Annotated in this window: 21 protein-coding genes, 1 tRNA gene and 1 pseudogene; 14 read left to right on the forward strand and 9 right to left on the reverse strand. The window is 58.6% G+C overall.

Annotated features, from left to right (window positions below; genetic code table 11):
- Positions 1-132: 132 nt before the first annotated feature.
- The 6 genes and pseudogenes from ACOAP0_RS00005 to lptF all read right to left on the reverse strand — a co-directional run.
- Positions 133-882: pseudogene (locus tag ACOAP0_RS00005) on the reverse strand (PQQ-dependent sugar dehydrogenase); the annotation flags it as partial.
- Between the two features lie 77 nt (positions 883-959).
- The gene (locus ACOAP0_RS00010) at positions 960-2120 is read right to left on the reverse strand and encodes a pyridoxal phosphate-dependent aminotransferase (RefSeq protein ID WP_498374542.1); all 1161 of its coding nucleotides are present in this window, start codon (positions 2118-2120) and stop codon (positions 960-962) included.
- Between the two features lie 4 nt (positions 2121-2124).
- On the reverse strand, positions 2125-3090 hold the full coding sequence (locus ACOAP0_RS00015; protein WP_481873970.1) for a CysB family HTH-type transcriptional regulator: 966 nt from the start codon (positions 3088-3090) through the stop codon (positions 2125-2127).
- Positions 3091-3139: 49 nt separating this feature from the next.
- On the reverse strand, positions 3140-3520 hold the full coding sequence (locus tag ACOAP0_RS00020; protein WP_498374541.1) for a sirohydrochlorin chelatase: 381 nt from the start codon (positions 3518-3520) through the stop codon (positions 3140-3142).
- Entirely contained in the window at positions 3517-4623 is a 1107-nt protein-coding gene (gene lptG, locus ACOAP0_RS00025) for an LPS export ABC transporter permease LptG (RefSeq protein ID WP_481873968.1), read from the reverse strand. The genes ACOAP0_RS00020 and lptG overlap by 4 nt, the downstream gene beginning before the upstream one ends.
- The gene (lptF, locus tag ACOAP0_RS00030) at positions 4620-5723 is read right to left on the reverse strand and encodes an LPS export ABC transporter permease LptF (protein WP_498374540.1); all 1104 of its coding nucleotides are present in this window, start codon (positions 5721-5723) and stop codon (positions 4620-4622) included. The genes lptG and lptF overlap by 4 nt, the downstream gene beginning before the upstream one ends.
- Before the next feature lie 23 nt (positions 5724-5746).
- Here lptF and ACOAP0_RS00035 point away from each other — a divergent pair, with 23 nt between their 5' ends.
- From ACOAP0_RS00035 to ACOAP0_RS00050, 4 genes are all read left to right on the forward strand, one after another.
- Positions 5747-7192, forward strand: a complete 1446-nt coding sequence (locus tag ACOAP0_RS00035; protein ID WP_498374539.1) for a leucyl aminopeptidase — start codon at positions 5747-5749, stop codon at positions 7190-7192.
- A complete protein-coding gene (locus ACOAP0_RS00040) occupies positions 7189-7623 on the forward strand; it encodes a DNA polymerase III subunit chi (protein WP_498374538.1) in 435 nt (144 codons plus the stop codon). Before ACOAP0_RS00035 ends, ACOAP0_RS00040 begins: the two co-directional genes overlap by 4 nt.
- Before the next feature lie 83 nt (positions 7624-7706).
- Positions 7707-7943: a hypothetical protein gene (locus ACOAP0_RS00045; protein ID WP_498374537.1), complete on the forward strand. Its 237-nt coding sequence runs from the start codon at positions 7707-7709 to the stop codon at positions 7941-7943.
- A 104-nt stretch (positions 7944-8047) separates the two neighbouring features.
- Positions 8048-8137 (forward strand) — tRNA-Ser (locus ACOAP0_RS00050).
- 62 nt (positions 8138-8199) lie between these two features.
- Here the strand turns inward: ACOAP0_RS00050 and ACOAP0_RS00055 are convergent.
- A complete protein-coding gene (locus ACOAP0_RS00055; protein ID WP_087493795.1) occupies positions 8200-9108 on the reverse strand; it encodes an SPFH domain-containing protein in 909 nt (302 codons plus the stop codon).
- Positions 9109-9120: 12 nt separating this feature from the next.
- Entirely contained in the window at positions 9121-9546 is a 426-nt protein-coding gene (locus ACOAP0_RS00060; RefSeq protein WP_498374536.1) for an NfeD family protein, read from the reverse strand.
- Between the two features lie 131 nt (positions 9547-9677).
- On the opposite strand from ACOAP0_RS00060, the gene ACOAP0_RS00065 reads away from it, so the two are divergent.
- On the forward strand, positions 9678-11948 hold the full coding sequence (locus tag ACOAP0_RS00065) for an Orn/Lys/Arg family decarboxylase (protein ID WP_498374535.1): 2271 nt from the start codon (positions 9678-9680) through the stop codon (positions 11946-11948).
- Positions 11949-12064: 116 nt separating this feature from the next.
- Here the strand turns inward: ACOAP0_RS00065 and fabI are convergent, their stop codons facing one another.
- Positions 12065-12850, reverse strand: coding sequence for an enoyl-ACP reductase FabI (gene fabI, locus ACOAP0_RS00070; protein ID WP_313866504.1), 786 nt, complete (start codon positions 12848-12850; stop codon positions 12065-12067).
- Positions 12851-12892: 42 nt separating this feature from the next.
- Between fabI and ACOAP0_RS00075 the strand changes: the two genes are divergently transcribed.
- From ACOAP0_RS00075 to truB, 9 genes are all read left to right on the forward strand, one after another.
- On the forward strand, positions 12893-14692 hold the full coding sequence (locus ACOAP0_RS00075) for an extracellular solute-binding protein (RefSeq protein ID WP_498374533.1): 1800 nt from the start codon (positions 12893-12895) through the stop codon (positions 14690-14692).
- Positions 14689-15714 carry a microcin C ABC transporter permease YejB gene (locus tag ACOAP0_RS00080; RefSeq protein WP_498374532.1) on the forward strand — a complete coding sequence of 342 codons (1026 nt, stop codon included), beginning with the start codon at positions 14689-14691 and terminating at the stop codon, positions 15712-15714. Before ACOAP0_RS00075 ends, ACOAP0_RS00080 begins: the two co-directional genes overlap by 4 nt.
- Positions 15680-16735 carry an ABC transporter permease gene (locus ACOAP0_RS00085; RefSeq protein ID WP_498374531.1) on the forward strand — a complete coding sequence of 352 codons (1056 nt, stop codon included), beginning with the start codon at positions 15680-15682 and terminating at the stop codon, positions 16733-16735. The genes ACOAP0_RS00080 and ACOAP0_RS00085 overlap by 35 nt, the downstream gene beginning before the upstream one ends.
- A complete protein-coding gene (locus ACOAP0_RS00090; protein ID WP_498374530.1) occupies positions 16732-18336 on the forward strand; it encodes an ABC transporter ATP-binding protein in 1605 nt (534 codons plus the stop codon). Before ACOAP0_RS00085 ends, ACOAP0_RS00090 begins: the two co-directional genes overlap by 4 nt.
- A gap of 147 nt (positions 18337-18483) precedes the next feature.
- Positions 18484-19083: a ribosome maturation factor RimP gene (gene rimP / locus ACOAP0_RS00095; protein ID WP_481873957.1), complete on the forward strand. Its 600-nt coding sequence runs from the start codon at positions 18484-18486 to the stop codon at positions 19081-19083.
- Between the two features lie 64 nt (positions 19084-19147).
- Complete coding sequence (gene nusA / locus ACOAP0_RS00100) at positions 19148-20644, forward strand: transcription termination factor NusA (RefSeq protein WP_087493802.1); 1497 nt, start codon at positions 19148-19150, stop codon at positions 20642-20644.
- A gap of 24 nt (positions 20645-20668) precedes the next feature.
- Positions 20669-23617 carry a translation initiation factor IF-2 gene (gene infB, locus ACOAP0_RS00105; RefSeq protein ID WP_498374529.1) on the forward strand — a complete coding sequence of 983 codons (2949 nt, stop codon included), beginning with the start codon at positions 20669-20671 and terminating at the stop codon, positions 23615-23617.
- Positions 23618-23631: 14 nt separating this feature from the next.
- The gene (gene rbfA / locus ACOAP0_RS00110) at positions 23632-24000 is read left to right on the forward strand and encodes a 30S ribosome-binding factor RbfA (protein WP_087493804.1); all 369 of its coding nucleotides are present in this window, start codon (positions 23632-23634) and stop codon (positions 23998-24000) included.
- A 4-nt stretch (positions 24001-24004) separates the two neighbouring features.
- Complete coding sequence (gene truB, locus ACOAP0_RS00115; protein WP_498374528.1) at positions 24005-25006, forward strand: tRNA pseudouridine(55) synthase TruB; 1002 nt, start codon at positions 24005-24007, stop codon at positions 25004-25006.

The raw sequence follows: 25006 nt of genomic DNA on the forward strand, positions 1-25006 counted from the left end.
TCTCCCTGTGGGGTTGCAATTGCCGAACACTATAACTGGCGAGGGGATGCTAAATCGAGGGCAAGAAAACCAAGGGTTTACCCTTGGTAGAAAGCGCGACAATTTGCACGCAAACCTAGATTACCCCATCTCCCACAGCCTGCCGTCCGGAGCCTGCACCAGCCCTTGAGGGTTGCGATGGCCGTAGCTCCAGATTTCCGGGAGCGCACCAGTTTTGCGTGATTCTGGAGTGGCAAAGGGGTTGTCCGCCGGTGCCTTGCCGTCCTTGAGGATGCGGATGACTTTGCCGTGGTGGTTGTTCAGTGTCTGGGCGTCTTCCTTGCGGCTGAAGCGTTCACCCAAGGCAAGGTACAGAGTGCCATCCGCCTTCCCGTTGCGTTTGCCTTCGACGATGCGGCAGCCAAAATGCGCGCTGCTCTGCACCTTGGGTTGTTGCCGGAACAGTACCTGTAGCTCTGTCAGTTGGCTGCCATCCGGGCTCAGGCGTGCACGCGCAAGCGCTGTGCTGTTGCCGCCTTCCCCTGGCTCGGCATAGCAGAAGTAAATCAGCCGGTTGTCCGCAAATTCGCTGTCGAGCTGCAGGTCCAACAGGCCGCCTTGTCCCCGGGCGTCCACCCTGGGAAGCCCCGTGATCGGAACCCCTATCCGACCTTGGGCATCCACAATTCGGAGACGGCCGGGGCGCTCGGTCACCAGAAACCGTCCGTCCGGCAAAAACGCCAAGGCCCAAGGGTGCTCCAGTCCCTGCGTCACTGTCTCAGTGCGCAGTGAATCTGCGTGCCCCAACGGAGTTGCGAAGGTGATACAGAGTGCTAAGCATGCGCCCCCAACACGCCACCGGCTGACATACGGCTTGAGCCACGCAAAGACTGAGAATTTCATCTGTATAGACCTCCAGCGCACGCTGAATATGAGCGAGCAGCTATAAAAAAAATAGCAGAGCTTCTCGCCAGATGAACTTATAGCTTTTTGAGTCTTTCCAATGCCAGTTCCAGGGTTTCATCCTTTTTGGCGAAGCAGAAGCGCACGACCCGTTGATCGAAGCCATTGCCATAGAAGGCGGAGAGCGGAATCGCTGCCACGCCCACTTCGCGGGTGAGCCATTGGCAGAAGTCCGCCTCATTGAGGTCGCTCACTTCAGAAATGTCCACGCACTGAAAGTAACTGCCTTGGCTGGGCAGCAGTTTGAAGCGGGTGCTGGCCAAGCCTGCGCGGAAGAGGTCGCGCTTGGCGCTATAGAACGCCGGCAGGTTGACATACGGTGCGGGGTCGCCCAGGTAGGCTGCCAGTGCATGCTGCACCGGGGTGTTGACCGTGAACACGTTGAACTGGTGCACCTTGCGGAACTCGGCAGTTAATGCCGCGGGTGCTGCGACAGTGCCCACTTTCCAGCCGGTGACGTGGAAGGTTTTGCCGAAGCTGGACACCACAAACGCCCGCGCCGCGAGGCCCGGAAAGCGCGAAGCGCTCTCGTGAGGCTGCCCGTCGAACACCATGTGCTCGTAGACCTCGTCACTGATGAGCAGGATGTTGGTAGGCTCCAGCAGGTCTTGGAGGGCCAGCATCTCGGAGCGGCTCCACACTGTCGCACTCGGGTTGTGGGGGGTGTTGATCAGGATGGCGCGAGTCTTGGAAGTGATGGCCGCGCTGATCTTGGCGAAGTCGGGGCGGAAGGTACCGGGCGTCAGGGGTACGCGCACCACGACGCCGCCGGCCAGTTCGATATTGGGCACGTAGCTGTCGTAGCAGGGCTCCAGCACGATCACCTCGTCACCCGGATGTACGATGGCCAGAATGGCCGTGATGATGGCCTGCGTGGCGCCGGCGGTGATGGTGATCTCACTGTCGGGCTGGTAGGTCTTGCCATGCAGGCCCGCAATTTTGGCCGACACCGCTTGCCGCAAAGCCGGTACACCGGTCATGGGCGGGTACTGGTTGTGCCCGGCCTGCATGGCAGATGTCACTGCATCAACCAGTTTGGGGTCACACGCAAAGTCCGGAAAGCCTTGACCGAGATTGACTGCCTTGTGCTCTGTAGCGAGCGCCGACATGACGGTAAAGATAGTTGTGCCCACATTCGGCAGGCGGCTGGTGAGTGAGGGTGTAAACGCAGTGGTCATGAAATCACAGCTCATAGTCGTTGACATGGCCTTCCATGGCCTTGGCAATCAGGGCGCGGTTCAGGCGGCTGCTGAGCAGCTCGGCAAAGGTGAACACGAAGTTGCGCAGGTAAGCACTTCGCTTGAAGGCCACGCGCGTGACGTTCTGGCCAAACAGGTAGCCGGCAGGTCGCACCACCAAGCCACCGCGGGCGCCGTTTTTCTCCATGTCTTCCACCACATCGGTCACGGCCATTTCGGCGGCAATGCCGATGCCAAGGCCCAGGCGCACATAGGTCTTGATCACGTCAGAGTCGATGGCTTCCAGCGATATGCGGGGCTCCAGTTTGCGGGCCTCAAAGGCCTGGTCGATCTTGGTGCGGCCAGTGAAAGACGGGTGGTAGGTGATCAGCGGCTCTGCGGCTACGTCTTCCAGGGTGACGCGTTCCTTCTGGGCCAGCGGGTGGTCCGTGGGAAGCACCAACACGTGCTGCCATTCGTAGCAGGGCAGGGTCACCAGCTCGGTGTAGTTGGAGAGCGATTCGGTGGCGATGCCGATTTCGGCCACATCGTCGATCAGCATGCGCGCCACCTGGTCCGGGGCCCCTTGGTGCAGGCTGACGTTCACTTTGGGAAAGGCGGTGCGCAACTGGGCCACTTTCTCGGGCAACACATAGCGCGCCTGGGTGTGGGTGGTGGCGATCGACAGCGTGCCGCTGTCCTGAGAACTGTATTGCTCGCCGATGCGCTTAAGGTTGTTGACCTCGCGCAGGATCAGTTCAATGCTTTTGAGCACATGCTGGCCGGGCTCGGTGATGCGCTTGAGGCGCTTGCCGTGCCGGGCGAATATGTCTATGCCCAGCTCTTCCTCCAGCTCAATGATCGCTTTGGACACCCCCGGTTGCGAGGTATGCAGCGCCTTGGCGGCTTCGGTGAGGTTGAGGTTGCGTCGCGCAGCTTCTTGAACGAAGCGGAATTGGTGGAGGTTCATATCGAATTCCAACTAAAGATGGAATTCATTATGCCTCAGGGGTATTGCTTCAAGCGGGGCTTAGCGCTATTTTTGCCAGCATGTCCAGAAGGCGCGCATCTTCGCCCACTGCGGCCTGCAAGTGAAAGGTCACTGTTGGATGTTGCGCCTTCAGTTGCACCACCAGTTCCGGCAAATCTTCTCGTGCATGGCGCCCCACACCCAGGAACATGGGAACGATGGTGATGTGATTCACCTCCTTGGCGACCAGCCTGGATACCGTGTCGGGCAGGTCCGGCTGGCTGAGTTCAAGGTAGGCACAGGTGACTTCCACATTGGCAGACTGCGCGCGTATGCGCTCGGCCACCGCCTCCATGGGTTTGTGCCAAAGAGGGTCGCGGGAGCCATGGGCAAACAGCACGATGGCGTTGCGGGGAGAGGAACTTGTCATCGTCGGAGTACCAGCCAGGTGAAGGCAGCAAGGGAGAAGAAGGAGTAAATCAACCCCGGGAGCGCCGCCGTAATCCACGGCTGCCAGCCTTGCAGGTTGCCCAGGTCATTGAGCACGTTGTTCAACAGCACAAAGCTGATGCCCGCCATCACGCCCCCAAATGTGTAGCCCGCTATGCTGCCGGAGCGGAAATGCAGGTACGCAAAGGGGAGTGACAACACCACCATCACCAGGCAGCTCAGCGGATAAAACACCTTTTTCCAGAACTGGATTTCGTACTTCTGCGCACTTTGGCCGTTGGCGTTGAGGTGGCGGATGTACTGGAAGAGATCAATGGTGCCCATGCGTTCGGGGCGAAGCACGGCTGCAGCCACCATTTCAGCGCTGATTTGGGTAGGCCAACGGAAGCTCTCAAAAGCCACCCGGTCGACCTTGGAGACCTGGTCGGGCCCGCTGGTGAATTCGGTGCGCACACCCTGCGTCAGCATCCACGATTCGTCATCGCCGAAGGTGCCGGCTTTGGCTTCCGTCAGGGACACCACTTTGCCTTGGTTGTCGAATTCATAGACGCGAACATCTTTCAACGTCGCATCAGACGACAGCGCCCCCACATTGACCGAGTAACTGCCATACGCCTGCCGCTCTTTGAGCCAGGCGCCCGTTTTGCCGACACTGATCTTTCCCTGAAAACGGGACTTCAGCAGTTGCGCCGTTTTGTCCGCCAAGGGGGCGACATAGTCGCCAACGGCAAAAGTGAACAGGACAAAACCCAATCCCAGCGCGAGCAAGGTGCGCAGTGCCCGCCAAGGGCCGAGGCCACTGGTGCGCAGAATGGTGAATTCCGAGCTGCGCGCCAAGCGTGCCATCACAAAAATCGTCCCGATCAACACCGTGATGGGAAAGAGTTCATACACGTGGGCGGGAATCATCAGCGCCACATAGATCAGCGCCTGGGGAACCTGGTAGCCGCTGGAAGCAATGCGGCTGACAGACTGCAACTCTTCGACCACGTCAAAGAAAAAGAACAGCGCCATGAAGCCCAGTGTCACCAAAGTCACCGCGGTAATGACCTCCCCGTACAGGAGTTTGCGCAGTGTCTTCATGAGGGGCTCCCGGCAACCGTTTTTCGGCGGGGCAGGCGCAGGGTCCAGTGGTTATGCCGTTTGGCAAGCCACAGCATGGAAAGCAGAAAGACGCCTCCATGCAATTGGAGCAGCATGGGAATGAGCTCCGCCTTGCCGTTCTCCACCCAATTCTTGCCAAGCACCAGCAAATTGAAATACACCACAAACGCCAGAAAAGCGAAGATGAGGTTGGTGCTGCGTCCGGCTCGCGGATTTGCACCGGCGGCCGCTAAACCGATCCAGATCAGGTTGAAAGCGGCCAGTGCCAAACCGGCACGCCACGACAATTCCCCCATGTGCAAGGCCGAAGGCGTTTGCACGAGCTCCAGCGTGGTCTTTGCGTTGGACGGTGCATAGTCCCGCGCTGAGTTGTCATCGGCGCCAACCCTGGCCCCGTAGCGCTCGAAAGTGCTCAGGGTCATGTCGTTCTTGCCGGAACTTCGCTCCAAGCGCTGACCGTTTTGCAACACCAGAAATTTGTCGCCGTTCATCACTTCCACAGTGCCCGATCGAGCGCTCGTAATGGTTTCCTTGTTTCCCTCGTGGGTGGCAATGAATACGTTCTTGCCGGTCTGCTGGCCTTTGCTGTCTTTCTCGATAAAGAAAACCCGGTCCCCATTGCCGGACTCCTGAAACTGGCCGGGTTCAATTCGGGCGATGTCTCCACGCTTGTCGTACTTGTCCCGCAGATCTTCAATCTTGCTGAAAGACCAAGGCAGGATCAAAAAAGCCAAGGCAAGGATCACGACCAATACGGGCCAGGCAAATCGCATGAGCGGGCGCACCAGGCCCAAGAGCCCACGGCCACTGCCGAACCAGATCACCATTTCACTGTCCCGGTACATGCGGGTTACCACACTCAACACCGAAATGAACAGGCTCATGGACAGGATGGTGGGCATGTCCGAGAGCACGGTGTAACCCATGATGATCAGGACGTCCGCCGGATTGAAGGTGCCGCGCGAAGCTTCGCCCAAGGTGCGCAACAAGGTCATGGTCATCACGACCGTGACAAGCACCACCAGGGTAGCCCCGAAACTGCGGCCTAATTCTTTGCGGATGGAGGAATGGAATAACATTGTGCAGAACGAAAGCGTGAATTATGAACTTTGAACTCAAGCCTCTGAACCTCGTCGCCCTTGCCAACGAAAAAGCTGATTTGCTGATCCTGCTGGTCGCGCAGGATTTCAAGGCCGGCAAAGATGAATTGTCTGTGCTAGTGGCCCAAACCCTGAAGCAGGGGGACTTTGCCGTCAAGCCGGGCACCGTGCTCTCGCTGTACCGGCCAGTGCAATTCAACGCCACCAAGGTGGTGTTGGCAGGAATCGGCGAAGGCCGTGCGCGCCAAGTGCGCAGTGCGCTGGCTGCCTGTGCGAGCGCCCTGAAGGCCACCAGTCTCAAAAAACTGGTGGTAGCGTTTGCCGCCCCCGCGCAGGAAGATGCAGTACGCGCGGTACCTTTGGCGGTTGCAGATGCGAGCTACGTGTACACACACACCAAATCCAAGTCTGAGCCCCGGACTTTACAAAAGGTTTTGGTGGCTGCCACCAATGCGTCTGAAGTGAAAGCGTCTTTTGATACAGGCGCAGCTACGGTTAGCGGTGTGGAATTCGCCAAGGAATGGGCGAATCGTCCTGCCAATTACGCAACCCCCACGCTGCTGGGGCAGGCCGCTCAAAGTCTGGCCAAGTTTGCCAAGATCAGTTGCGAAGTACTCGGGCCCAAAGAAGTGGCCAAGTTGGGCATGGGCTCCTTCATGGCCGTAGCACAAGGTTCTGACGAGCCCTTGCGCTTCATCGTGTTGCAGTATTCCGGCGCGCCCAAAGCACAAGCTCCCGTGGTTCTGGTGGGGAAGGGCATCACGTTTGATAGCGGCGGCATTTCCATCAAGCCGGCGGCTGAAATGGATGAAATGAAGTTCGACATGTCGGGTGCTGCCAGCGTGTTGGGAACATTCCGGACTCTGGCAGAGCTCAAGCCGGCTATCAACGTCATCGGTTTGATTCCCGCCTGCGAGAACCTGCTTAATGGAAAAGCCGTCAAACCGGGCGATGTGGTGACCAGCATGAGCGGGCAAACCATTGAAATATTGAATACCGATGCAGAAGGGCGCTTGGTCTTGTGCGACGCTCTGACTTATGCGGAGCGCTTCAAGCCTGCAGCCGTGGTTGACATTGCCACACTGACAGGCGCTTGCATGGTGGCTTTGGGCGGCGTACGAAGCGGCTTGTTTGCCAACAAGCCGGAATTGGGTGATGCATTGTTCCATGCGGGTGAGATCAGTGGTGACCTGTGCTGGCGCCTGCCCCTGGACGATGACTATGCAGAAGGCCTAAAGACCAACTTTGCGGATGTTGCCAATGTGGCCGGACGGGCGGGCGGAGCCATCACCGCTGCCAAGTTTTTGCAACGATTTACCGACAAATACTCTTGGGCTCACCTGGATATCGCGGGGACCGCATGGAAGAGCGGCGGTGCAAAAGGCGCTACCGGCCGTCCTGTGCCCCTGTTGGTCGAGTTTCTTTTGAGCCGGGTTGCAGGCAAGTGACTGACATCGCGTTCCATTTCGGTGCGCCCAACAAATTGGAATATGTGGGGCGCCTGCTGCGCAAAGCAGTAGCAAGGGGTGCCCGGTTGACGGTCCTGGCACCACCTGCTCAGGTGCAGTACCTTGATGCGAGCCTTTGGGCGACCTCTCCCACCGATTTTCTGGTGCACGCCGTCGATGACGGTCAAGCACCGCATGCGATGTGCCCGGTAGTTTTGACGTCCAGGGTGCACGGTGCGTTGAAGAACCATAGCGTATTGGTAAATTTGACGACCGCGGTGCCGGCTGATTTCGTTCAGTTTGAGCGGGTGATTGAAGTCGTATCCGTAGACGATGACGACCGGGCTTTGGCGCGCAATCGATGGAGGCACTATGTGCTGCAAGGTTACGAGATTCAGCGGCACGATCTGAAGCTGAAAGGGCCTGAGTGATGCACGCACCCAAGGCGACTCCGCGGTTTTTGCCGACCTTGACTGAGGTTGTAAAGCCATCGGCACCACTTTCTGAGGAGCCCATGCAGCTGTCGGCTGAAGCGCCCGTGCCAAGTCCTTTGACTCAAGATGCGTTGGTGGCTGCGGTGATGGAGCGTCTTTTACCCAATCTGGAGCACCAGGTGCAGAATGCTTTGCGACAGAGCTTGCAGGCTCAGTTGGAACTGCTTTTGCCGGCTGTGATGGCGGACCTCGAAGACGCAGTGCGTTCCGCGGTCAGAGAAGCTGCCACCCATTCTCGGGATGCCAACCACTCGTAGTGCGTGGTGTGCAGGAATTACGTGCTCAGTCGCACGGACTTTTTCTAAAAAGTTTTCGCTGGAGTCCGGAATGCGCAAAATTACGGGCTAGAATACGAGGCTCTGGAGCGGTGGATGAGCGGTTTAAGTCACACGCCTGGAAAGCGTGCGTGGGGTAAAACCCACCGCGGGTTCGAATCCCGCCTGCTCCGCCAGAAAACAGATAGCCCGTAGCGCGTAAGCGTTACGGGCTTTTTTGTTGCCCGCCGTCTTAGACCTATTTGCTGGACTGCACCATTTTCATGGCGGTCGCGATCAAGCCGGACACCTCGCTCATATTGCCAGGGATGATCAAGGTCGTGGTCGCATCGGCGGCCACTTTGCCATAGGCGTCTACTGCACGTTCGGCCACCTTGAGTTGTACCGCCTGTTCACCCCCGGGTTGCCGGATGGCCGCTGCAATGCGTTCGATGGCGGAGGCCGTAGCTTCTGCCACCGCAGTGATCGAGGCAGCCTCACCTTGTGCGCTGTTTATGGCTGCCTGCTTTTCGCCCTCCGAACGCGCGATGAAGGCTTCGCGTTCGCCGGTCGCGATGTTGATCTGTTCCTGGCGACGGCCCTCAGAAGCTGCAATCAAGGCACGCTTCTCGCGCTCAGCCGTAATCTGGGCCTGCATGGCATGCAGGATCTCTTTGGGCGGCGTCAGGTCCTTGATTTCATAGCGGAGCACTTTCACGCCCCAGTTCAAGGCCGCCTCGTCAATCGCTGCGACGACCTGGGCATTGATGATGTCTCGCTCTTCAAAGGTTTTGTCCAGCTCCAGTTTGCCGATGACCGAGCGCAACGACGTTTGCGCCAGCTGAGAAATCGCGACGATGTAGTTGCTGGAGCCGTAGCTGGCCCGCATGGCATCAGTGACCTGGAAATACAGAATGCCATCCACCTGCAGTTGGGTGTTGTCCTTGGTGATGCAGACCTGACTGGCGATATCGAGCGGGATTTCCTTCAGCACATGCTTGTAGGCCACCTTGTCGATGAAGGGCACCAGAAAGTTCAAGCCGGGGGTGAGGGTGCCGTGGTATTTGCCGAGCCGCTCAATCACCCAGGCATGCTGCTGCGGCACTACCTTGACGGAGCGCGTCACAAAAATCACGGCGATAACCAAAAGTACGATTGCGATTTCCATAGGGTTTCCTTCTTACGATTTGTCGACCAACAGGCGGTTGCCCACCATTTCTGCCACGCGGTGCGCTCCCGGTACCGGAATGACTCCGTTGCGATGAATAGCTGTCCAATGGGCTCCACGGTACTGCACGCTGGCGGTGCCATCCGGATTCCAAGCGATGATTTGCACGGTTTCACCGATATCGAGGTTGACGTTGGGGTTGGCCTGGGCAGGGGGCTCGTCGTTCCGGCGGGTCCGTTTCAAGTGCCATGCTGCCACCGCGCCGCCGCCTACAACAGCTGCCAGCACGAGTTGTGTTGTGACAGTGGCACCGGCATGGGCCGCAAGTGCTGCTGCCACGGCTCCCGCTGCCAACATAAGCAGGTAAAACGTGCCAGTGAGCAGCTCAATCGCCACGATGGCACCTGTGAGCAGCCACCAGAGGGTGGGTTCTGACATGGGGCGGACTCCGGTTGTATTGATGACGCCACATTGTGGGCCAATTGAATGACCGTGCCGCGGACTTGCCGCAATAAGTCCTTACACTTCGCGCCTGTTTGCCTTTTTTAGCCCGTCGTTGGAGCCTTTCGATGAAGTTTCGCTTTCCCATCATCATCATTGACGAAGATTTCCGTTCGGAAAACACGTCGGGCCTGGGCATACGCGCCCTGGCCCAGGCCATCGAAACGGAAGGCTTTGAGGTTCTGGGCGTCACCAGCTACGGCGATCTCTCGCAATTTGCGCAGCAGCAGTCGCGTGCCAGTGCCTTCATCTTGTCAATTGACGACGAGGAATTCACCCCCGGCCCCGACCTGGACCCTGCGGTGCTGAACCTGCGTCACTTCATTGAAGAAGTGCGCCGCAAGAACCTGGATGTTCCGATCTATGTGTATGGCGAAACGAAGACCAGCCGCCACATTCCTAACGACATCCTGCGCGAACTGCATGGCTTCATTCACATGTTTGAGGACACGCCCGAGTTCGTGGCGCGCCACATCATCCGCGAGGCCAAGGGCTATCTGGAGGGCGTACAGCCTCCGTTTTTCAAGGCGCTGCTGGATTACGCCGAAGATGGCTCCTACAGCTGGCACTGCCCGGGGCATTCCGGAGGCGTTGCCTTCTTGAAGAGCCCGGTAGGGCAGATGTACCACCAGTTTTATGGTGAAAACATGCTGCGCGCCGACGTGTGTAATGCGGTGGAAGAGCTGGGCCAGTTGCTGGACCACAACGGAGCCATCGGTGCCTCCGAGCGTAATGCGGCGCGGATTTTCAATGCGGATCACTGCTTCTTTGTGACCAACGGCACCTCCACCTCCAACAAGATGGTGTGGCACCACACGGTAGCGCCCGGTGACATCGTGATCGTGGATCGCAACTGCCACAAGTCCAACCTGCACGCCATCATCATGACCGGGGCGATCCCCGTGTTCCTGAAGCCCACGCGCAACCACTTCGGCATCATCGGCCCGATTCCGCAAAGTGAGTTTGAGCCGGCGACTATCCAGGCCAAGATCAAGGCCAACCCTTTGCTCAAAGGCGTGGACACCAAGAAAATCAAGCCGCGCATCCTGACGCTGACGCAGTCCACCTACGACGGTGTGCTTTACAACACCGAAACCATCAAGAGCATGCTCGACGGCTATGTGGAGAACATCCACTTCGACGAAGCCTGGCTGCCCCATGCGGCGTTCCACCCGTTCTATGGCACCTACCACGCCATGGGCAAGAACCGCGCGCGCCCCAAGGAGGCCGTGGTGTACAGCACGCAATCTATCCACAAGCTGCTGGCCGGCATCAGCCAGGCCAGCCACGTGTTGGTGCAGGACTCCCAGACTGTCAAGTTGGACAAGCACTTGTTCAACGAGGCCTACCTGATGCACACCTCCACCAGTCCGCAGTACAGCATCATTGCCAGCTGCGACGTGGCCGCTGCCATGATGGAGCCACCCGGTGGCACCGCCTTGGTGGAGGAGAGCATTGCCGAAGCACTCGATTTCCGCCGTGCCATGCGCAAGGTGGACGAAGAGTACGGCGACGACTGGTGGTTCAAGGTCTGGGGACCGGACAAGTTGGCCGACGAAGGCATTGGCAAGGCCGCTGACTGGATCATCAAAGGCGAGTCCAAGAGCGCAAAGGCCAACTGGCACGGCTTCGGCAAGCTGGCCAATGGCTTCAACATGTTGGACCCGATCAAGTCGACCATCGTGACGCCCGGTCTGGACCTGAACGGCAAGTTCGCCAAGACCGGTATTCCGGCTTCCATCGTGACCAAGTTTTTGGCTGAGCACGGGGTGGTGGTCGAGAAGACCGGCCTGTACAGCTTCTTCATCATGTTCACCATTGGCATTACCAAAGGCCGCTGGAACAGCATGTTGACCGCGTTGCAGCAGTTCAAGGACGACTACGCCAAGAACCAGCCCATGTGGCGCGTGTTGCCTGAGTTTGTGCAGAAGTACCCGCGCTACGAGAAGATGGGTTTGGCCGACTTGTGCCACCACATCCACCAGCTGTACGCCAAGTTCGACATTGCCCGCCTGACGACCGAGGTGTACCTCGGCGATCTGGTGCCCGCCATGAAACCCAGTGATGCCTATGCGCACATTGCCTTGCGTAAGACCGAACGTGTGGAAATCGACCACCTGGAAGGCCGCGTGTCAGTGGGCATGGTCACGCCATATCCACCCGGTATCCCTTTGCTGGTGCCTGGCGAGGTGTTCAACAAGAAAGTGGTGGACTACCTCAAGTTCTCGCGCGAGTTCAACGCCCAGTGCCCCGGTTTTGAGACCGATGTGCACGGTTTGGTAAGTGAAGTGGGAGAAGACGGTAAGGTCCGCTACTACGCTGACTGTGTGAAGGCTTGATTCACCCCTAAGGGACAGGAGTCCCATAGAAAAGAGCGCCGGCAGATCAATCTGCAGGCGCTCTTTTTTTGATAGCTGCCCGCGCACATTCCATGGGCGCGAGCGGTGTATTTGATTTAAATTTCTGCGGTCACGCCCATGGTCTGGCTGTAGCCGCCGTCCACGTAGGTGATCTCTGCAGTCACACCACCTGCCAGGTCGCTCAGCAAGAAAGCAGCCACATTGCCTACATCCTCAATCGTCACATTGCGACGGATGGGGGAGGCGCCGGCCACCATGTTCAGCAACTTGCTGAAGTCCTTGATACCGCTGGCAGCCAGTGTCTTGATCGGACCGGCGCTGATGCCGTTCACGCGAATGCCCTTGGGGCCCACGGCCTCCGCGAGGTAGCGCACGCTGGCTTCCAGTGAGGCCTTGGCCAAGCCCATGGTGTTGTAGTTGGGGATGATGCGCTCGGCACCCAGGTACGAAAGGGTCAGCAAAGCCGCTTTGGGTGTCAGGTAGGGCAGGGCCGCCTTGGCCATCGCCGGGAAGCTGTAGGCGCTGATGTCGTGCGCGATTTTGAAGTTCTCGCGGGTCAGGCCGTCCAGGAAGTTACCTGCAATCGCTTCGCGTGGCGCAAAGCCGATGCTGTGTACAAATCCGTCAAAGGTAGGCCAGTGAACAGACAGGTCCTTGAACAACTGGTCGATCTGCTCATCGTTGCCCACATCGCAGTCAAAGACCAGCTTGGAGTCGAAGTCGGCCGCAAACTCGGTGATGCGTTCCTTGAAACGCTCGCCTACATAACTGAAGGCCAATTCGGCGCCTTGTTCTTTGCACGCTTTGGCAATGCCGTAGGCGATGGAGCGGTTCGACAACACTCCGGTGATCAACAACTTCTTGCCTGCTAAAAAGCCCATATCGTCCTCATAAAAATGCGTGGTCTGGTGCAGAATTGTCTCATGCGGAAATGGGTGGCATTACTGTGGAGTTTCATGGCGGGCGGCGCGTGGGCAGCGCATGGCTATGCACTCTGGGGCGACCTGCAATATCCGCCGGGCTTTGCCCACTTCAGTTATGTCAATCCGGCCGCACCCAAAGGTGGAGAGTTGCGACTGGTCAGCAACTTGCGAGTCTCCACCTTCGACAAGTACAACCCGTTCACAGTCAAGGGCTCGGCGCCTGCCTACCTCAGCAGCCTGATGTTTGACAGTCTGCTTGCCGGCGCATTGGATGAGACCGCGGCAGGTTACGGGCTGCTCGCCAAAGACGTGAGCGTGTCAGCAGATGGCTTGAGCGCCACCTTTGTATTGCGGACTGAAGCGCGTTTTCATAATGGCGATCCGGTGCTCGCGCGCGATGTGAAGCACAGCTTTGACATGCTCAAAGGCCCGCTGGCATCCCCCGGGTTTCGGACCCTGCTGGAAGACGTGCTGGGGGTGGATGTGCTGGATGAACGCACCGTGCGTTACCGCTTTGCCAAGCCCAACCGCGACTTGCCGCTGACCGTGGGCGGACTGCCAGTCTTCAGCCACCGATGGGGCGAGGAGGGTGGCAAGCTCAAACCTTTTGACCAGATCGTGATGGACATCCCCATCGGCAGCGGGCCTTACAAAGTGGGCCCGGTGAACTTCGGCAAAGACATTACCTATGTGCGTGACCCGCAGTATTGGGCGCATGATCTGAACGTGCGCCGGGGTACCGCTAACTTTGACCGCATCACGGTCAAGATTTACAAAGACAGCACGGCCCGCCTGGAAGCCTTGAAGGCCGGCGAGTTCGACCTGATGCGTTTCTTTTCTGCCGGGGACTGGGCGCGACGCGTCACCGGGCGCAAGTTCGACAGCGGTGAGTTGGTCAAGGCCGAGTTCCAACACCGCTTGCCCACGGGTTTCCAGAGCTATGTGCTCAACACCCGCAAGCCCTTGTTGCAGGATGTGCGGGTGCGCCAAGCCCTGGGATTGGCGCTGGACTACGAGTGGATGAACCGCCAGATGTTTTACGGCGCCTACCAGCGCGTGCAGGGGCTGTTCGGCAACACCGACTGCCAGGCCACCGGTCTGCCCCCAGAGCAAGAGTTGGCACTGTTGAATCCGTGGCACGGCAAAGTGCCGGAGGCTGCTTTCGGCGCTATGGCGATAGCCCCTCGCACCGATGGCGAAGACTCTCTGCGCAATAACTTGCGCAAGGCGCAAGCCTTGTTGAAAGACGCCGGCTGGACCTACCGCGACGGCGCCTTGCGCAACGCCAAAGGCCAGGCGTTTGAGCTGGAGTACCTGGACAGCAATGAGGCCGGCGCACGGGTGGTGACTCCGTGGGCGCGTAATCTGGAAAAAATCGGCGTCACGCTCAAGTTCCGTCCGGTGGACTTTGCGCTGTACCAGCAACGACTCCAGAAGTTCGATTTCGACATTACTTCCATCGCCTTTGCAGGTACCCAGAATCCCGGTCAGGAGTTTGTGGATTTGTTCAGCAGCAAAGCGGCAGACCAGGAAGACTCAGGCAATTTGAGTGGCATCAAGAGTCCGGCAGTGGACGCTTTGATTCAGCACATGACCAGCGCCAAATCCAAGGCTGCTTTGTTGCCCGCCTGCCGCGCGCTGGACCGGGTGATCGCCCACAGCCATGTGCTGGTACCCCAGTGGTCTGCGGCCACGCACCGTATTGCGTACAACGCTTGGCGCCTGGAGAAGCCAGCGCAGATGCCGCCCTACGCCCAAGGCGAGGGTTGGGCCATTGACACCTGGTGGGCCAAGCCATGATGGTCTATACCCTTAAGCGCTTGTTGTTGATGCTGCCCACGCTGTTCGGCGTGCTGCTATTGACTTTTGTCGTAGTGCAATTTGTGCCCGGAGGGCCCGTGGAGCAGTATCTGGCGGAAGCTAAGGCAGGTGCCGGCGTGGGTGCGGAAGGGGGCATCAGTTATCGGGGCGCGCAAGGGGTTGACCCCAAACGCTTAGAGCAAGCCAAAGCGCTGTATGGCTTTGACAAGCCTGCGCCCGAGCGCTTCTGGCAGATGCTTACCCAGTTCGCCCGCTTTGATCTGGGTACCAGCTTTTTCCAGAACCGCAAAGTCTCTGAGCTGATCTGGGAGAAGCTGCCGGTCTCCATGAGCTTGGGGCTGTGGACCTTCTTTCTGAGCTACGGCATTGCGGTCCCGCTGGGCATTGCCAAGGCGGTCCGCGCGGGCTCCCGGTTTGATTTGGTGACCAGCATCGTGGTGCTGGTGGGCTTCGCCATTCCCGGTTTCGTGCTGGGCGTGGCGTTGCTGGTGGTGTTTGGCGGGCAGTTGCAGTGGTTTCCGCTGCGCGGGCTGGTATCGGCAAATTGGGAGAGCTTGTCCTGGGGCGCCAAAGTGACGGACTACCTCTGGCACATCGCCATGCCGGTCACAGCCATGGTGATGAGCAGCTTTGCCACCATCGCGATGCTCACCAAAAATTCTTTTTTGGAAGAAATCCGCAAGCAGTATGTCTTGACCGCCCGAGCCAAAGGCTTGCCCGAGCGCAAAGTGCTGTGGAAGCATGTGATGCGCAACGCCTTGATTCCCATCGTGACCGGGTTTCCAGCTGCGTTCATAGGCGCTTTTTTTACGGGGTCCCTGCTGATCGAGACCCAGTTTTCGCTCGATGGCCTGGGCCTCTTGAGCTACGAGAGCGTGATCCGGCGTGACTACCCTGTCGTCATGGGCACGTTGTACCTGTTTACGCTCATCGGCTTGGTTACCAAGCTGGTGTCAGACCTTTGTTATGCCTGGGTGGACCCGCGTGTTACCTTTGAATAATCCCGGCCCCGCACTGCGCGCCTGGAGGCGCTTTCGCAGCAACCGACTGGGCTTTGCCAGTCTGATCATTTTTTGTGGCTTGGTGGTGCTGAGCCTCGCGGCTGAGTTGGTCTCCAACGACAAGCCGCTGGTCGTGGTCTACCAAGGCACGACCTATTGGCCTTTGGTGAAGGATTACCCGGAAACCACCTTCGGCGGCGACTTCGCCACGCCGACCGACTACCTGGACCCTTTCATCCAGCAAAAGTTTTCGGAGCCTGGCAACTGGGCGCTGTTCGCTCCCAACCGCTACGGCCCCAAGACACTGAATTACTTTGCGACCTCGCCCAACCCGGCACCGCCCAGCGCCGCCAATTGGCTGGGCACGGATGACCGGGGCCGTGATCTGCTGGCTCAGCTGCTCTATGGCTTCAGGGTCAGCGTGTTGTTTGCGTTGGCGCTGACCGTGACCGGTGTTTTGCTCGGCATCCTGACAGGTGCGATTCAGGGCTTTTTTGGCGGCAAAACAGACCTGGTGTTTCAGCGCTTCATCGAAATCTGGAGCTCCATGCCGGAGCTTTATCTGTTGATCATTTTCAGTGCCCTGTTTGCCCCTAGTGTGGGCTTGCTGCTGATTTTGCTGAGCCTGTTCGGCTGGATGGGCTTGTCCGACTATGTACGGGCCGAGTTTCTGCGCAATCGCCAGCTGGATTACGTGCGCGCAGCCAGAGCACTGGGGGTGTCCAACCGGGCCATCATCCTGCGGCATATCCTGCCCAACAGCTTGACGCCGGTGGTGACCTTTCTGCCATTCCGCATGAGTGGGGCGATTCTGGCACTTACCTCTTTGGATTTTTTGGGCCTCGGCGTTCCGCCCGGTACCCCTTCTCTGGGCGAGCTGCTGTCCCAAGGGAAAAACAATATTGATGCCTGGTGGATTTCGCTTTCCACGTTTTGTGTGCTGGTAGTGACCTTGCTATTGCTCACGCAGATGGGCGACGCGCTGCGTGACGCCCTGGACCCCAGGAAGCAAGACACATGAGCAAGCCAACTGCATTGCTAACCGTGGAAGGGCTGCGGGTGGCATTCGGCCATCGTGAGGTGGTTCGTGGCATCCGCTTCGACATCCAGCCGGGGGAAAAGCTGGCGCTCGTGGGAGAGTCCGGCTCCGGCAAAACCATCACTGCATTGAGTCTGCTGGGTTTGGCCCAAGGCGCCAGCGTCACAGGGAGAGCGGACTTTGCCTCCAGTTCCGGCCCTATCGATTTGTTGGCTTTGCCGGAGCGGCAGCTGCGCGGCATTCGCGGGCAAGACATCGCCATGGTGTTTCAGGAGCCCATGACGGCGCTGAATCCGGTATTCACCATTGGCAGCCAGATTGCTGAAGTTCTAGAGGAAAAACAAGGTCTGACGCCCAAGGAATCTGCGCGGGCTGCTATTGAATTAATAGCAGAAACGGGCATTGACGACCCTGCGCGGCGCGCGAACGCCTATCCACACCTGCTCTCAGGCGGCCAACGCCAGCGCGCGATGATCGCCATGGCTTTGGCCTGCGCCCCCAAATTGCTGCTGGCGGATGAGCCCACGACAGCGCTGGACGTGAGCGTGCGGCAGCAGATTCTGGATTTGCTCACTGACTTGCAACGACGCAAGGGTGTGGCTGTATTGCTAATCACCCATGATTTGCATCTGGTCCGCAAGTTCGCGGATCGCGTGGCGGTGATGGAAAAGGGTGAAATCGTGGAGCAGGGCACAGTGGCGGAGGTGTTTGCACGGCCCCAGCACGCCTACACTCGCCAACTCTTGGACAGCCTACCGGTGCGTAAAGTGCCTGTCGTGGCACCCGGTGCACCCTTGTTGCTCGAAGCCAAAGCAGTCCAAGTGACCTACCCCATTCCCAAGTCGGGTTTTCGGGGGTGGTTCTCCAGCGGACGATTCACTGCGGTGCACTCCGCCGACTTCCAGTTGCATCGCGGCGAGACATTGGGTGTCGTAGGGGAGTCAGGCTCTGGCAAGTCCTCCTTGGCGCTGGCGGCTCTGGGTTTGACGGCTTTTGAGGGTGTGGTCCAGGTAGGCGGCAAAACGTGGTCCGGCAAAGCTGCGCGTGATGTTGGGCTGCGCAAACAGGTGCAAGTGGTTTTTCAGGATCCGTTTTCCTCCCTATCGCCACGGATGACGGTGGAGGAGCTGGTGGGCGAGGGTCTGGATGTGCATATGCCTGACTTGGCTGCAGACGCGCGGCGGCAGCGCGTGTTGAGCGCGCTGGAGGTGGTCGGCATGGGAGAGCAGCAGTTTCCCGCCATTTTGCAGCGCTACCCCCATCAGTTCTCCGGTGGGCAACGCCAGCGATTGGCGATTGCACGGGCATTGGTGCTGGAGCCCACCGTCATCGTGCTCGACGAGCCCACCAGCGCCTTGGATGTCACCATGGCGCAGCAGGTGTTGCGTCTTTTGCAGTCACTCCAGAAAGAGCGCGGCTTGACCTATCTGCTAATCACCCATGATGTGGCGGTCATCAAGGCCATGGCGCACCGGGTACTGGTGATGCAGGGGGGCAAAATTGTGGAATCCGGTAGTGTAGAAGCCGTGATGGAGGCGCCTGTGCACCCTTACACGGTCAAGCTTCTCGCGGCGAGTGCGTAATTTCCTTAAGAATCAAGGGACTTAGCGCGCTTTTCGAGTACAATCCAAAGCTCACGACCAAACGGGCGGGTAATTACCGCCCGTTTTTTTTGGTCGATCGTTTTTCACTCGCATTTCGTTGCTCAACATTAGGCAGGCTTTACAGACGTGGCATTACAGGAAATCGTTGAACAAACCGTAGCAGGACTGGGATATGACTTGGTAGAGATTGAACGCTCTGCCGGAGGCTTGCTGCGTATTACCATCGATTTGCCGTGGGTCGCGCCTGTTGAAGGGCAGCCTGTGTCCGAGCAGTTTGTAAACGTGGAAGACTGCGAAAAAGTGACTCGCCAGTTGCAGTTCGCGCTGGAAGTCGATGGCGTGGAATACAAGCGGCTCGAGGTGTCCTCGCCCGGTATCGATCGCCCTCTGCGTCACACCCAAGATTTCGAACGTTTTGCCGGTCACGTGATTGACATTACCTTGAAGGCGCCCATGGGGGCTGCTGCCAATGGCCAGGTCAGTGCGAACCGCAAGAAGTTCCGTGGCACGCTGGAGCGAGTGCCAGCGGCTGATGGCAGCACAGGATGGCAGATCGTTTGGAGCGATGCCCCTGAGGTCAAGCCCGGGCAGAAAGTCAGCAAAAAGCGTGTACCGCCGCCCCTGCAGGCGCTGGGCTTTGCTTTCGACGAATTGCGGGATGCCCGTTTGGCACCCATTGTGAATTTCAAAGGCCGTGGCGGCCAAGGGCAGGCGGACGAGGCCTGAGTGCCCGTTTGTCACACCATCCGTTTTTGTATTGGTTGATTAGAGTGTTCAGGAGAGTCATGGCATGAATCGCGAACTGTTGATGCTGGTGGAAGCAATTTCCCGTGAGAAGAACGTGGAACGTGATGTGGTGTTGGGCGCCGTCGAGGCAGCCTTGGCCCAGGCGACCAAGAAGTTGTACGCCGGTGATGTGGACATCCGTGTCGCATTGGATCGTGACAGCGGCAACTACGAAACCTTCCGTCGCTGGCACGTAGTTCCCGATGAGGCCGGTTTGCAATTGCCTGACCAGGAAATTCTGCTGTTTGAAGCCAAAGAGCAAATCGCCGACATCGAAGTTGACGAGTACATCGAAGAGCCTGTGGCGTCTGTGCCCATCGGCCGTATCGGTGCGATGGCCGCCAAGCAAGTCATCTTGCAAAAGATCCGTGATGCCGAGCGCGAAATGCTGCTCAACGACTTCATGTCGCGTGGCGAAAAGATCTTTGTCGGCACCGTCAAGCGCATGGACAAGGGCGACATCATTGTCGAAAGCGGCCGTGTGGAAGGCCGTCTGCGCCGCGGCGAAATGATCCCCAAGGAAAACCTGCGCACAGGTGACCGCGTTCGCGCCATGATCATGGAAGTGGACCTGACCTTGCGCGGTGCGCCCATCGTGTTGTCGCGCTCTGCGCCGGAGTTCATGATTGAGCTGTTCCGCCAGGAAGTGCCCGAGATCGAACAAGGCTTGTTGGAGATCAAGTCCTGCGCACGTGATGCAGGTTCCCGCGCCAAGATCGCAGTTCTGTCCCATGACAAGCGGGTAGATCCCATTGGCACTTGTGTGGGTGTGCGTGGAACCCGCGTCAATGGTGTGACCAATGAGCTGGCTGGTGAGCGTGTCGACATTGTGTTGTGGAGCGAAGATCCCGCGCAGTTCGTCATTGGAGCCCTGGCGCCCGCGAACGTGACTTCCATCGTGGTGGACGAAGAGCGTCACGCGATGGACGTGGTGGTGGACGAAGAAAACCTTGCCATCGCCATCGGCCGTGGTGGTCAGAATGTCCGCTTGGCCTCCGAGCTGACCGGCTGGAAGATCAACATCATGGACGCCGCCGAGTCTGCTCAGAAACTGGCGAACGAAACGGATTCCGGCCGCAAGTTGTTCATGGAAAAGTTGGATGTGGATGAGGAAATCGCCGACATCCTGATTGCCGAAGGCTTCACCAGCCTGGAAGAAGTGGCCTATGTGCCGCTGCAGGAAATGCTGGAAATTGAGTCCTTCGACGAAGACACCGTGCATGAACTGCGTAATCGCGCAAAAGACGCGTTGCTCACCATGGAAATTGCCCACGAAGAGAGCGTGGAAGAGGTTTCGCAGAATCTGCGCGACCTGGAGGGCTTGACCCCTGAACTGATCGGCAAACTGGCAGACGGCGGTGTTCACACCCGCGATGAACTGGCTGACCTTGCCGTGGACGAATTGACAGATATTACCGGCCAGTCTGCGGACGAGGCCAAGGCCCTGATCATGAAGGCGCGTGAGCATTGGTTTACCAATGACGGCGCTTCTCAAGAGTAACGGTCATGAAAGGTTTCACAGAATATGACCAGTACGACCGTTGCCGAGTTTGCCAATGAACTCAAAAAATCTACCGATATCTTGCTCGAACAGCTGAAGTCTGCCGGAGTGCCCAAGGCCTCCGCAGCCGACGTGCTGACCGATGCTGACAAGCACAGCCTCTTGAACTACTTGCAAAACAGCCACGGCACTGCCAGCCCTGAACGCAAGAAGATCACGTTGGTGAAAAAGCAGACTACAGAAATCAAGCAGGCCGACGCCACTGGCAAGGCCCGTACCATCCAGGTGGAAGTGCGCAAGAAGCGCACCTTTGTCCGCCGTGATGATGGTGTTGAAGGCACGACTGAAGTTGAAGAGCAGGATGTTGCCTCTGCTCAAGCCGCTCAAGCGTTGGAAGATGCCGAATTGGCCCGCCGTGAGGAAGAGGCCAGCCGTCAGGCAGAGTTGATCCGCCGCCAGGAAGAAGAGCTGGCGCAACGCCGTCGCGAGCGTGAAGAGCAGGAAGCCCGTGCCAAGGCGGCTGCTGAGCAGGCCGCCGCTGCAGAGCGCGAAGCTGAAGCCGCTGCCCGCCTGGCCAAAGAGCAGGCAGTGGCACAGGTCCAGTCTGCTGTCAAAGCCGAAGCAGCACCCGCAGCACAGGCTGTGGATGCCGCTGCTGCCGCCCAAGCCAGCGAAGCTGCTGCCAAAGCTGCAGCGCAAGAACGTGCCGCTGCGGCTGCGCAAGCGTCCAAGGCTGCTGCGGCTGAAGAAGCAGCCCGTGCAGCCGATCTGGGTGAACGCCGTCGCAAGGCGGAAGCCGAAGCTGCCGCCATCCGCTCCATGATGGCGGCTCCCAAGAAGGTCATGGTTGCGCCCAAGAAGGTGGAAGAGCCCAAGAAGGTGGAAGAGCCCAAGCCTGCGGCTGACGCCAAGGCCGGAATGAAGGGTACGCTGCACAAGCCTGCCAATGGGTCCGCGGTTGCCAAACCGGCAAAACCTGCAGCTGGCGCCCCGGGTGCGGGCGCACCTGCCGGGAATGGCAAGGAAGTCAAATCTGCCAAGCTGTCCAGCAGCTGGGCTGGAGACACTGCCAAGAAGAAAGAACTCAAGACCCGTGGTGACACAACGGCAGGCGCTGGGCGTTCCAGCAACTGGCGTGCTGGTCCCAAGGGCCGTCGGGGCAATGACCGCGATCGTGATGACCATCACAACCAGCAGTCCGCTCCGGTCGAAGCACGTGTAATCGAAGTGCACGTGCCCGAAACCATCACCGTGGCCGAATTGGCGCACAAGATGGCGATCAAGGCCTCTGAAGTCATCAAGCAGTTGATGAAGCTGGGCCAGATGGTCACCATCAACCAGCCTCTGGATCAGGATACTGCCATGATCGTGGTGGAAGAGCTGGGCCACAAAGCAGTGGTAGCTGCGCTGGATGACCCGGAAGCGTTTACCGACGACGAAGTGCAAGGTCAGGAAGCGCCTTCCTTGCCACGCGCTCCTGTGGTGACCGTGATGGGCCACGTGGACCACGGCAAGACATCGCTGCTGGACTACATCCGCCGTGCCAAAGTGGCTGCGGGCGAAGCCGGTGGCATTACGCAGCACATTGGTGCCTACCACGTGGAAACTCCCCGCGGCATGGTTTCCTTCCTCGATACCCCAGGTCACGAAGCGTTTACCGCCATGCGTGCCCGTGGTGCACAAGCAACCGACATCGTGATTCTGGTGGTGGCAGCCGACGACGGCGTGATGCCGCAAACCAAGGAAGCGATCAAGCACGCGAAAGCGGCTGGCGTTCCCCTGGTGGTAGCGATCACCAAGTCCGACAAGCCCGATGCCAACCCCGATCGCGTCAAGCAAGAGCTGGTCGTCGAAGAAGTGGTGCCCGAAGAATACGGTGGTGATTCTCCGTTTGTGCCCGTGTCTTCCAAGACCGGCATGGGTATCGATGCCTTGTTGGAACAGGTGCTTTTGCAAGCCGAAGTGTTGGAGCTCAAGGCGCCTGTCGATGCCATGGCCAAGGGTCTGGTGATCGAAGCCAAGTTGGACAAGGGCCGCGGTCCTGTGGCCACCATGCTGGTGCAGTCCGGTACTTTGAAGGTGGGCGATGTGGTGCTGGCTGGTCAAACTTATGGCCGCGTGCGTGCCATGTTGGACGAGAACGGTCACAAGATCGAAACCGCCGGACCTTCCATTCCAGTGGAAATCCAGGGCTTGACCGAAGTGCCGCAGGCCGGTGATGAATTCATGGTGTTGACCGATGAACGTCGTGCCCGCGAAATCGCAACCTATCGTGCAGGCAAGTTCCGCAACACCAAGTTGGCCAAGCAGCAGGCTGCCAAGTTGGAGAACATGTTCTCCGACATCGGTGCAGGCGACGTGAAGATGTTGCCCATCATCGTCAAGGCGGATGTACAGGGTTCGCAGGAAGCTTTGGCACAGTCGCTGCTCAAGCTGTCTACGGACGAAGTCAAAGTGCAGATGGTCTACTCTGCGGTGGGTGGTATCAGCGAATCTGACATCAACCTGGCCATCGCTTCCAAGGCGATCGTCATCGGCTTCAACACCCGTGCCGATGCCGGCGCGCGCAAGTTGGCTGAGGGCAATGGCGTGGACATCCGCTACTACAACATCATTTACGACGCGGTCGATGAGTTGAAGGCCGCCATGTCCGGCATGCTGGCACCCGAGAAGCGGGAAGAGGTCATTGGTATGGCCGAGATCCGCACGGTATTCGTGGCTTCCAAGATCGGTACGGTTGCAGGTTGTATGGTTACCAATGGCTTTGTTACCCGCAACGCGCACTTCCGCTTGTTGCGCGACAACGTGGTGATTTACACCGGCGAGCTGGATTCCCTGAAGCGTATGAAGGACGATGTGCGCGAAGTCAAAGAAGGCTTCGAGTGCGGTATCAAGCTCAAGAACTACAACGACATCAAAGAAGGTGATCAGTTGGAGTTCTTCGAAGTCAAAGAAATCGCCCGTACCCTGTAAGCGAGAGAACCCGAGTGCGCAAAAAGTCAGCTACACCCAATCGCAGCTTTCAGGTGGCCGACCAGATCCAACGGGATCTGGCCGAGCTGATCGCGCGCGAGCTCAAGGACCCGCGGGTAGGCATGGTCACGATCCAGGGTGTGGAAGTCACGCCCGACTATGCCCACGCCAAGGTCTTTTTCAGCTTGCTGGTCGGCGATCCGGTGGAGACGGCAGAGGGACTGAACCAGGCTGCGGGCTTTTTGCGCGCCGGTCTGTTCAAGCGTTTGCATATCCACACGGTGCCGACATTGCATTTCATTTTTGACCAGACCACAGAACGTGCGGCTGACATGAATGCCTTGATTGCTCGCGCGGTGTCATCGCGCGCCAAAGAGGACTAAACACATGAACGCGCCACGTGCACGGGTTGCAAGGCGCCCTGTGCATGGGGTGCTGTTGCTGGACAAGCCGATCGGCCTGTCCAGTAATCAGGCTTTGCAGAAAGCAAAGTGGTTGTTGCGGGCTGAGAAAGCAGGACATACCGGAACGCTGGATCCTTTGGCGACAGGCGTGTTGCCCTTGTGCTTTGGCGCGGCGACCAAATTCAGCCAAATGCATCTGGATGCGGACAAAGCCTACGAAACGACAGTGCGGCTTGGCATTAAAACCAGTACGGCCGATGCGGAAGGCGATGTGCTGAGTGAGCGGCCGGTAGATGTTTCGCAAGCAAAGTTGGATGCCGTGTTGCAGCGCTTCACCGGGCCGATTGCCCAGGTGCCGCCCATGCACAGTGCCTTGAAGAAGGACGGCAAGGCGTTGTACGAGTACGCGCGAGCCGGGATTGAGGTGGAGCGCGAGCCCCGCCATGTGGTGATTTATGCATTGAAACAGCTGGCAGCGCCCATGGATACTGCACAACCAGCTATTAAATTAGTTGTGGAGTGCAGCAAGGGAACCTATATCCGAACCCTGGGTGAGGACATTGGCGAGGCCTTGGGTTGCGGTGCGCATTTGAGCGCCTTGCGCCGGACCCGAACGGGTGGGTTTGATACCAGCCAGTGTGTGAGTTTGGAGGCCCTGGAGGCCATGACGGAAGAGCAGCGCCTCGCGTGTCTCTTGCCCGTCGATGCTTTGCTGCCGCAGCATGTGACTGTCACATTGGACAGTGAGAATGCGGCACGATTTTTGAGTGGCATGCGCAGGCGCGGAGCGTGGGCGGATGCTGAGCAAGTGGCGGTATACGCCACGATGCCGAAAGCCCTGTTGGGCACGGCACATGTGAAAGCCGGGGAGTTGATCCCCGTGCGTTTGCTGAGTCCGCTGGAGATCAGCGAAACCTTGGGCCAGCAGCAGGCCCTGGAACAGAGTTTGAAACAGAGTAACGAAACCTTGGCCCTCGGGGCGTAA

It is taken from the genome of Curvibacter sp. Hmag1.1 (genome assembly GCF_059769165.1).

Coding starts and splice junctions, on each gene's coding strand:
- ACOAP0_RS00010 (WP_498374542.1), bottom strand. CDS start 2,120: ATGACCACTGCGTTTACACCCTCACTCACCAGCCGCCTGCCGAATGTG.
- ACOAP0_RS00015 (WP_481873970.1), bottom strand. CDS start 3,090: ATGAACCTCCACCAATTCCGCTTCGTTCAAGAAGCTGCGCGACGCAAC.
- ACOAP0_RS00020 (WP_498374541.1), bottom strand. CDS start 3,520: ATGACAAGTTCCTCTCCCCGCAACGCCATCGTGCTGTTTGCCCATGGC.
- lptG (WP_481873968.1), bottom strand. CDS start 4,623: ATGAAGACACTGCGCAAACTCCTGTACGGGGAGGTCATTACCGCGGTG.
- lptF (WP_498374540.1), bottom strand. CDS start 5,723: ATGTTATTCCATTCCTCCATCCGCAAAGAATTAGGCCGCAGTTTCGGG.
- ACOAP0_RS00035 (WP_498374539.1), top strand. CDS start 5,747: ATGAACTTTGAACTCAAGCCTCTGAACCTCGTCGCCCTTGCCAACGAA.
- ACOAP0_RS00045 (WP_498374537.1), top strand. CDS start 7,707: ATGCAGCTGTCGGCTGAAGCGCCCGTGCCAAGTCCTTTGACTCAAGAT.
- ACOAP0_RS00055 (WP_087493795.1), bottom strand. CDS start 9,108: ATGGAAATCGCAATCGTACTTTTGGTTATCGCCGTGATTTTTGTGACG.
- ACOAP0_RS00060 (WP_498374536.1), bottom strand. CDS start 9,546: ATGTCAGAACCCACCCTCTGGTGGCTGCTCACAGGTGCCATCGTGGCG.
- ACOAP0_RS00065 (WP_498374535.1), top strand. CDS start 9,678: ATGAAGTTTCGCTTTCCCATCATCATCATTGACGAAGATTTCCGTTCG.
- fabI (WP_313866504.1), bottom strand. CDS start 12,850: ATGGGCTTTTTAGCAGGCAAGAAGTTGTTGATCACCGGAGTGTTGTCG.
- ACOAP0_RS00075 (WP_498374533.1), top strand. CDS start 12,893: ATGCGGAAATGGGTGGCATTACTGTGGAGTTTCATGGCGGGCGGCGCG.
- ACOAP0_RS00080 (WP_498374532.1), top strand. CDS start 14,689: ATGATGGTCTATACCCTTAAGCGCTTGTTGTTGATGCTGCCCACGCTG.
- ACOAP0_RS00085 (WP_498374531.1), top strand. CDS start 15,680: ATGCCTGGGTGGACCCGCGTGTTACCTTTGAATAATCCCGGCCCCGCA.
- ACOAP0_RS00090 (WP_498374530.1), top strand. CDS start 16,732: ATGAGCAAGCCAACTGCATTGCTAACCGTGGAAGGGCTGCGGGTGGCA.
- nusA (WP_087493802.1), top strand. CDS start 19,148: ATGAATCGCGAACTGTTGATGCTGGTGGAAGCAATTTCCCGTGAGAAG.
- infB (WP_498374529.1), top strand. CDS start 20,669: ATGACCAGTACGACCGTTGCCGAGTTTGCCAATGAACTCAAAAAATCT.
- truB (WP_498374528.1), top strand. CDS start 24,005: ATGAACGCGCCACGTGCACGGGTTGCAAGGCGCCCTGTGCATGGGGTG.